The 8,552-nt window shown below is 59.4% G+C and carries 7 protein-coding genes and 1 pseudogene; 5 read left to right on the top strand and 3 right to left on the bottom strand.

Features of this window, described 5'->3' with window-relative positions; genetic code table 11:
* Positions 1-127: 127 nt before the first annotated feature.
* Positions 128-1,106, top strand: a pseudogene (locus AB3X89_RS38190) (Tn3 family transposase); the annotation flags it as partial.
* A gap of 558 nt (positions 1,107-1,664) precedes the next feature.
* On the opposite strand, the gene AB3X89_RS38185 reads toward AB3X89_RS38190, so the two are convergent.
* Positions 1,665-2,003: a type II toxin-antitoxin system RelE/ParE family toxin gene (locus AB3X89_RS38185; protein WP_018435919.1), complete on the bottom strand. Its 339-nt coding sequence runs from the start codon at positions 2,001-2,003 to the stop codon at positions 1,665-1,667.
* A complete protein-coding gene (locus AB3X89_RS38180; RefSeq protein ID WP_368587811.1) occupies positions 2,003-2,287 on the bottom strand; it encodes a type II toxin-antitoxin system Phd/YefM family antitoxin in 285 nt (94 codons plus the stop codon). Before AB3X89_RS38180 ends, AB3X89_RS38185 begins: the two co-directional genes overlap by 1 nt.
* Positions 2,288-2,706: 419 nt before the next feature.
* Between AB3X89_RS38180 and AB3X89_RS38175 the strand changes: the two genes are divergently transcribed.
* The 4 genes from AB3X89_RS38175 to AB3X89_RS38160 all read left to right on the top strand — a co-directional run bounded on the left by AB3X89_RS38175 (position 2,707) and on the right by AB3X89_RS38160 (position 7,131).
* Positions 2,707-2,916, top strand: coding sequence for a hypothetical protein (locus AB3X89_RS38175; protein WP_368587810.1), 210 nt, complete (start codon positions 2,707-2,709; stop codon positions 2,914-2,916).
* Between the two features lie 171 nt (positions 2,917-3,087).
* Positions 3,088-5,145 (top strand): DEAD/DEAH box helicase family protein, encoded by a 2,058-nt coding sequence (locus AB3X89_RS38170; RefSeq protein ID WP_368587809.1) that lies wholly within the window; start codon positions 3,088-3,090, stop codon positions 5,143-5,145.
* Positions 5,146-5,434: 289 nt separating this feature from the next.
* The gene (locus AB3X89_RS38165) at positions 5,435-6,172 is read left to right on the top strand and encodes a type IV toxin-antitoxin system AbiEi family antitoxin domain-containing protein (protein WP_368587808.1); all 738 of its coding nucleotides are present in this window, start codon (positions 5,435-5,437) and stop codon (positions 6,170-6,172) included.
* Positions 6,169-7,131 carry a nucleotidyl transferase AbiEii/AbiGii toxin family protein gene (locus AB3X89_RS38160; protein WP_368587807.1) on the top strand — a complete coding sequence of 321 codons (963 nt, stop codon included), beginning with the start codon at positions 6,169-6,171 and terminating at the stop codon, positions 7,129-7,131. Before AB3X89_RS38165 ends, AB3X89_RS38160 begins: the two co-directional genes overlap by 4 nt.
* Positions 7,132-7,442: 311 nt before the next feature.
* Here AB3X89_RS38160 and AB3X89_RS38155 read toward each other — a convergent pair.
* On the bottom strand, positions 7,443-8,552 hold a 1,110-nt coding region (locus AB3X89_RS38155), incomplete at its 5' end, for an ISNCY family transposase (protein WP_368587806.1).

Genomic DNA, 8,552 nt, shown 5'->3' with positions numbered 1-8,552 from the left:
CTCTTCGGCCCCATCGGCAATATTCCACCTGCCGAGGCAGAAGCCGCTTACTATGCAAATCTCGCTGAGTCTGTCACTGTGGCATGACGCAAGCAAAACGGTCTCCGGAAAACCCGGGGCGGCTCACATTTCAACGGCAATGCGCTTCCTTGAAATGCCCGGTCGGCTGCCGCGTGCAAACGACCGCGTGGTTGAATTCCAGCGCACGCATCCGATTACTGAACTCTGGGGTAACGGAAGGCTGGCATCGAGCAACTCCATGAGTCTGGACACGTCACCGCACCTGTTTTATGCGCGGGTCGATCCGCGACGTCGCCCCCACGCGGTAGGCATGTACACGCACGTGCTGGATCAGCACGGCAATGTCTATAACCAGCCCATCGTGCGGAACGAACGCCAGGCTGGCGTGGCGATCGAGGGCGTGATCCGTCACAACGAGAACCGTGACGACGGTGGACTGCTGCGTCTTTCAGTAGACACGCACGGATACACGAACGTAGGGATGGCGGTGTCGAAGCTGCTCGGTTTTGATCTCTGCCCGCGTTTGCACGACCTCTCGGAACGCAAACTGTATCTGCCGAGAGCCATGGCAGCGCCCGAGGGGCTGACAGCGGTCGTCGCCCATGAGATCTCCATCAAGGCGATTCGTGACGGCTGGAAGGAACTTGCTGCGCCTCGTTGCATCAATTCATGCGGGGCGCGTGAGCGCAATGGTCGCCGTGCAGCGGTTCGGAAGCGTGGCGCAGGGCGACCCGGTGTACCGGCCAGCCGACCACCTCGGTAGGTTACTGCGCACGCTTTTCCTGTGCGACTACTTCAGCAACATTGCATTCCGGCGTGAAATGCATACGCTGCTCAACCGCGGTGAATCGGTCTATCAGTTGCAGCGTGCAATCCACACCGGCAAGATCGCGCCGGAGCGCGGGCGACGCCGCGACGAAATGATCGCGATTTCTGGCTCCTTGACGCTGCTGACAAACCTGGTCATTGCGGGCCCAGCGCATTTTGCGCATGTGAATTTTCGTGGAACGCTGAGCTTTCCGATCGATCTCTATCGCGAGATGCTTCTCGATGTGCCGCTAAGGCGGCGCATAGCTGGATCGTGAACCGGTTCTGCATGCACACAGACGCGCAGGACTACAGCGCGTGGTGCGGTTCTGCTGGCCGCCCTCAATCATGCGCTCGCCGGCCAGGCGCGGGGGCGGATAAATGCGCCATACAAGCACGAAAAGGACGAACACCCCGATTTCGGCGCTTGCCACCGCGGATCGCTTCGTAGGGAAGCGGTCGGGTGAACGTATGCACACGGTCGTGGACGCAGCGGAAGTTGAAAGCCGCCCACTAATCCATCGAAGACGCACGACCTTCGTTGAGCGTTTCGACAAGACGCGCCCGGTGTCGCACCAGATTCGCTATGTGCTTTTCGCTCGACCGCAGACGCTCGCGATGCAACGCCTTAGTGTTGGGACGCGCAGCCGTGCCTTCGATCACGAGCATGCAGTCGGGAAACGAGCGGATAGCATTAAATACCGAGGCGTTTTCTAGCGGGAATGCTCTGCAGCGCCGCATAAGCGGCCTCGCTCAGAGATCGTAAGTTGAAGCAGTGTGCGCCGGAGTATCAACGCGGCGCTGCGGCATGATCGCAAAGATGCGGTCGGTGCCCATTACATCAGGCGAAGCGCGATTCTCTGAAGAAGGGAGGGCAGGTCGCGTCGCACGTCCACCACGAGATGAATGAAAATAGTATCGTCGCGGACCTGATAAATGATCCGATTCTTGCCAGAAAGGGCCTGCCGGAAACCGTCCTCAAAAAAGCCCTCGAGTTCGGTAGGCGTATGGCCGCTAGCGGGAAACTGCCGAACCTGCGTGATCGTTTCCTGCAGTTGCGCCGATGTCTGACGCCAGGTTTCCCATCCGAAGGTGCGGACGACATAGCTTCTGAGTTCGTCCATGCCGATCCGCGCGGTCGGGAGAATGCGGTATTTCAGCAGCGGTGCCACCATCAGCGGAGCTTTTCCTGACGATCGAGCTCATTGAGTTCCGCAAAGAACTCATCGCCATCGACGTGATCCCCGCGTTCGATCTGTTTCTGGCCGACAGCCAGGATTTTCAGGAGCGCAAGGGTCTGCTCCGTCGATTCATAGGTTCGCACGTCCTGAACGACGAGCTTCGCTTCGCCGTTCTGCGTGATGATGAGCGGCTCCCCCGACTCAGTCAGGTCTTTGACGATTTGCGCCGCTTCACTTTTGAGGTAACTGATTGGCTTGACATGATCGGCGAGATGCATCCAAGGCTCCAGGAGGTATAGAAGTAAGACCAAATTTAAACCATTAATGGTCCGACTGCAAGCTGCCCTTGGCGTGCAGTCGGGCAAGGTAATAGGCCTAGTTAAGCTTGGCATTATGAATTAATAATATACATAATTACCGGTAATTAGCATTCTGCGAACAGCTCGAAAGCTTCCCGTTTCGTGGCGTGCCGCGCGATGACCTGCTGCCTGCGTTGCACGCGACCACTATCGAGGCCGGATTGTGATCGCGTACCGCGTTACGGGCGAGACGGTCCAGGTGCTCGGCGTCTACTATGGTGGGCAGGATGGCCCGGCCAGTTTTCAGCGGGATTTCGATGAATAGACCGAGCTGTGCGGCGGCCCACCACCGGTAGCAATCCGCGCGCGCATCCCGCCCCATTCCACCGGACCAGTCGATGAATGACGTCAAGTTGTCGCGCTCAGGTTGGGAGGATTGCAGACGCGAAGAACTGCTCGCAGAACTCACGCGTCTGCAGGACGAGAATGCCCGGCTCGCCGCCTTGCTGCGCGAGGCCGTTCCTAAGCACGGCAGGCGCGAGGTTGCCCCGTCAGGCTATCCATCGCTGATGGCGCGAAGCACAGGGACTTCCACGCTTTCTCCCTAGCAGAAGGTACACCTCTTCCGGAGCCTTTTCCGGGGCCGTACCGACGTTTTTCCCCTTCGCTGGGAAAGCCGCAATTCCGGGAAATCGGGTTATGCACCAGCGTGCGCGAACGAATGGCGTGCGGGCATCTGCGAAAAGCCCCGCATCCGCTGTGCGGATTGTGTGCATCGCATGCTGCTGCCGCTGGACGATCAGGTTATCTATGCACATCTCGCCGGCGATCACACGTTGGGCATGTATCCGCTGATGCCGGACGGCACCTGCTACCTGCTCGCAGTCGACTTCGATGAGGAAAGCTGGCGGGACGATGCGATGGCCTTCCGGCAGTCATGCGATGAACTGGATGTTCCCGTGTCGCTGGAGATCTCACGTTCGGGTAACGGTGCGCACGCATGGATCTTCTTCTCGTCGGCCGTCACCGCGCGTGACGCGCGCCGGCTGGGTTCGGCCATCATCAGCCACACGTGCGCCCGAACGCGCCAGCTTGAGCTGTCGTCATACGACCGACTCTTTCCCAATCAGGACGTGCTGCCCAAAGGCGGCTTCGGCAACCTGATCGCCCTGCCGCTGCAGAAGCAGCCTCGCGTGCACGGGCACAGCGTGTTTGTCGATGAAACCCTCCAGCCTGTTGCCGATCAGTGGGCTTTCCTGGCGTCGGTCAGATCGATGGACGGGCGAGATATCGAAGGGGTAATTTTCCGCGCCACCGGCGGTGCCCACCCGCTCGACGTCGCCTTCATCGCTGAAGAGGACCAGGCCGAGCCATGGAACCCGCCACCGGCGCTGCCGAAGCGGCTGGCCGGAGACATGCCGGCGTCACTGACATTGACGCTTGCAAACCAGCTCTATTTTGAAAAAGCCCAGCTTCCGCAATCCCTGCTCAATCGCCTCGTCCGGATCGCGGCATTCCAGAATCCGGAGTTCTACCGTGCCCAGGCGCGCGGCTTCAGCGTATGGGACAAGCCGCGGATAATCGGCCGCGCCGAGAATTGCCCGCGACACATCGCTTTACCGCGAGGTTGCCTCGACGAGGTCATGACGCTGCTGACCGACAACGGAATCGCCGGTGACATCCGCGACGAGCGTTGCGCGGGCGGCCCTCTTGTAGTCGCGTTTGCCGGCACACTGAAGGGCGACCAGCAGGCGGCGGTTGATGACATGCTGCGGTACGACACGGGGATACTGCATGCGCCAACGGCGTTCGGCAAGACCGTGACGGCGGCCGCAATGATCGCCCGGCGCGGCGTCACTACGCTCGTGCTTGTGCATCGCAGGGAGCTGCTGGATCAGTGGCGCGAGCGCCTGCAGTCGTTTCTTGCGCTGGATCCCCATGACATCGGCACAATCGGTGGTGGCAAGTCGAAGTCGACGGGCCGGATTGACGTCGCCATGCTGCAGTCAGTGGCACCGGATGGCCCCCGCGGAGCGCTTTTGCGGCATTACGGCCACGTCATTGTCGACGAATGTCACCACGTATCGGCGGATTCCTTCGAGGCAGTGCTCAAGGCCGTCAATGCGCGCTACGTGCTGGGACTGACTGCGACACCCGTGCGGCGCGACAGCCAGCAACCGGTGATGTTCATGCTGTGCGGGCCGGTGCGGCATGCGGCGCGTCTGCCACCCAATGCGCCGCATTCGCTCGAGGTGTTCCCGCAAAGGCTCACCTCATCCGTGAACGTTGCGCTCGACGAGCCTATCCAGACGGTGTTCGCGCATCTTGCACAGGATTCACCTCGGACGGACATGATTGCTGCGGCGATTCGCGAGCAGTTCGGACAAGGACGCAAGGTGCTGGTTCTCACCGAACGGACGGATCATCTCGAAAGCCTGCAGAAGACTTTGGGTGAAGCAATCGGGCCGCTTTTCGTGCTGCACGGGCGTCTCACGAAAAAAGCGCGTGCGGCGCAGCTTGCCGCCCTTGACGCGCTGGCCGATGACGTCCCTCGCGTCGTCCTGGCCACTGGCAGACTCGTTGGCGAGGGATTTGACCATCCGGCGCTCGATACGCTGGTGCTCGCCATGCCCGTGGCATGGAAAGGCACGCTGCAGCAGTACGCTGGCCGGTTACATCGCGCGCATTCGGGTAAAACCGGTGTACGGGTGATTGACTATGTCGACGGAGGTCACCCGGCACTGCTCCGTATGTGGGAGAAGCGCCAGCGGGGGTACCGCGCGATGGGCTATCAGGTGCGCGCGGCTGGAGACGGACAGCAGTTGGAGCTTGCCTGAAACCGGCGCGCCAGGCCGCATTGTGTCAGGCTGGCCAGCGGGCGTTACGGCACGAGAGGTGTCCCACTTTCCGCCCCTCTGAGGGAGGGCCAAATGCGAAGCCCACACCGGCCGCATAGTTTCATCGGCGCAAGTGGTTGCGGGACTTGATTTGAAGCAAAAAAGCTATGCGCTAGTGCGCTTACCACATTTGGGGACGTATCACGCTGTACCAGCTTGCACTCGCATGGAATATTGGATAATAATCGAGTAATTCCCGGATTTTCTCCGAACAAATTATGCGCTAACAATGAGTAACCGAACCAGCGTCCAGCGCTTGCTACAGGAGACCCAACGTGGCCACCCACTGGATTCCGAAATGCTGCGAGACATGGGTGTCAGCGTGGCGCTTGCGCACGACCTCGTCAAAGCGGGCTGGCTTCAACGCCTTTCAAGAGGCGCATACCTCGTGACCGGTGATGTCCCTACGCGAGACGGCACGATCGCGTTTCTGAGTCGTCGCGTCCCCGGGATGCACGTCGCCGGAAAGACCGCTCTCTCCTGGCAGGGCGTCCGCCACAACATTGCGTTCCGCGAGCGCGTTGTTCTGTGGGGACAGAAGCCCTATGCCTTTCCTGACTGGATAGGCGAACACCTGCTTTACTCGTACCAGACAACCACGCTATTTGACGAGGAGTTTCGCTACGAGGAGGGCCTTAAACCCCTGCCAGCAGGCGACCCCGCCGTGCTGGTGTCGATCCCGGAGAGAGCCCTACTTGAACTCGCGAGTGATGTCGGAAAAGGTCAGACCATGGAGGAAGCGACCAACCTTATGGTCGGCCTGCGTAATATCCGGCCCCATGTGCTCGACAACTTCCTGAACCACTGTACTCGCGTGAAGGTCGCCGTCCTTGTTCGCGATTTCGGTGCCGATGCAGGGTTCTCCTGGGCCAGGGATCTTCAAAGGCACATCGATCGCCTGAGTCAGGGCAAACGATGGACGCATAAAACCAAAAACGGTGAGCGACTCACTCTCAAACCACGATGAACGACATTTACGTAGACACGGTGCGGCTGATGCTCGGCGTAACACCCATCATCTTTGATACTTCTCTGTTCGCCATGAAAGGCGGAACGGCGTTGAACCTGTTCTTGCAGGCGATGCCTCGGCTCTCGGTCGACATCGATGTGGTCATGGTTCGCAGGGATCTGGGCCGCGACGACGCCATCGCAGCGATCAGCGGTGAACTCGACCGCGCCCGCGCGCAGATCGAAGCGGAGGGCCATGCCGTCAAGTTTTCGACAGCGACCACGTCAGGCAAGGCTAAGGGCGACGAAGTGAAGCTGACTGTTATCTCGGGCCAAACCTCGGTCAAGGTAGAGGTGAACTATGTGTTCCGGGGAACCTTGCTCGACCCGGTGGATCGCCCCCTTGTGCAAGCGGCAGAAGAGATGTTCAACACGAGCATTACGGTACCGACTCTGCATGAAGCGGAGCTTTACGGTAGCAAGATGGTCGCGGCACTCGACCGTCAGCACCCGCGCGACCTGTTCGACGTGTTGCACATGTATTCCACGCCAACGCTCGGGCTGCGCCGCGATATCGTCGACGCGTTCGTCTGCTACCTCGCAGGGCATAACAGACCGATTCACGAGGTCCTGTTCGCCCCTAAGCACTCCATGGCGGGTGCCTACGAAAAGGAATTTGTCGGGTTGACCATCGAAGCCGTCGACCTGACAACGCTTGAGGCCACTCAGGATAAGCTAGACCGTGAGTTGCCTGCGGCGCTTACTCCAGAACATCGCGAGTTTCTCTTCTCACTGGTTAGTCTGGAGCCAGACTGGTCACTGATGCCATACGGTTACCTAAGCGAGTTGCCTGCGATTCGCTGGAAACTACAAAACCTCGAAAAGCTCAAGAAAAAGAGCGCGGACAGATTTGCTGAACAGGAGGCGCTCCTGCGTCAGGGATTCGAAAAGATCGACGGCGGCCGGATGCCGCAATAAAGGTCACGTCTGCGCCGCCACCTTGCATCTGAAACGACGGCCAACAGTCTTTCTCAACTCGCACCGCGCGCGAGATTTCGAAGCATATTCTTCCCTGATCATTAAGGAATACAAATCATGTATGCACCCTAATCTCCCAGCTACGTTCAAACGACGTGGCCATGCCATGTCGCGCCTGTCGTGTCATGACATGTCATGTCCATGTCCACCAAAACAAACAATGTCAAAGCCATTTTGAAATGTCCGCTTACTGGCCAAGTTCAAATGTCCGCTTTTAGGGGGTGGGAATCGGTCTCTCACCCGGTTTTTATTCACGCAGTGTCGAAGGATAGCGTTTGAACTGGCAGGGCGCTTACGCCTGTTCCACCGTCCCTTGCAGACCGCCGGCCAGGTTTTCGAGATTGCGGTTGTGCCTGTCTTTGCCGGGCAAGATCCACGATCGTCTGTTCGACGTCAGCCTGCGTGAACTCGCGTTGCTTCTTCTTGCCCGCCGAACGACTTTGGACTTTGGTTGGCGCGCCCAGATGTGTTCGGGAGGGTGCCTTGCCGATGCGCTGGTTATCGCGTTGTGCCTGAATTGCCTGAGAGACCTGAAGCACGTGGCCCAGTCGCTTGTGTTCGACGACCGCGGCCTGATCGATCTCGGTCAGCCGGTCGTACTGCCTGCATGGCAGAACACGACCGTCCACCCGGAGTTCGATACGCGCATCCGGGTACTCCCAGACTTCGATATATCGATCAATCAGCTTGCGATGTTCCGGCGTATCCTCCAGCAGGTACATGACCTTGTCGTATTGCACCGTCAGCGACTTTGTCACCTTGCGCGGCTCGCGCCAGGTGAGTACCAGATCAAGGCTTTCGTCAGCGCGAAGCGGCCGGTGTGCGTCGAAACTGCTCCTGGGCGGCTTGGCGAAACGCGCGTTATAGGCCGCCATGAAAGCAGGCGCGTATGCATTGGCCTGGGTGACCGTGCTGATGCCACGCAGCCGCAGTTCCTTCACGAGACGATCCTGCAGCGTCAGATGGGCGCGCTCGACGCGGCCTTTGGCCGGACTGCTGTTCGCGCAAAACGTGTCGATATTCAGTTCGTACATGGCACGGCCGAAGTGGGTCACGCTATTGCCATCCTTGTTCGCGCCCGTCTTGCGAAACACGCTGTACTTGTCGCTATACAGTGCGCCTGGTTTGCCGTGCTGCTCGATGTATGCACGCGTCGCTTCAAAGTAGCTGAACGTCGATTCGGTCGCCGTGAAATGCAATGCCATCAGCCGGCTCGTCGCATCGTCGACATACATGTCAACGCCGATTGAATTCTGACCCGCCTTTCGGCGATTCGCCGAAGTAAATCTGACCCACCCGGGACCTGTGTCACGCGGCTGCTTTCGCTGTTGCCCGCGTTCCCGTTTGTCCTGCTTTTCGTT

It is taken from the genome of Paraburkholderia sp. BR14320 (assembly GCF_040948665.1).
Lineage (GTDB): Bacteria > Pseudomonadota > Gammaproteobacteria > Burkholderiales > Burkholderiaceae > Paraburkholderia > Paraburkholderia youngii.
The sequence above is the reverse complement of the archived record's forward strand: the minus strand, read 5'-3'. Positions and strand labels throughout refer to the sequence as shown.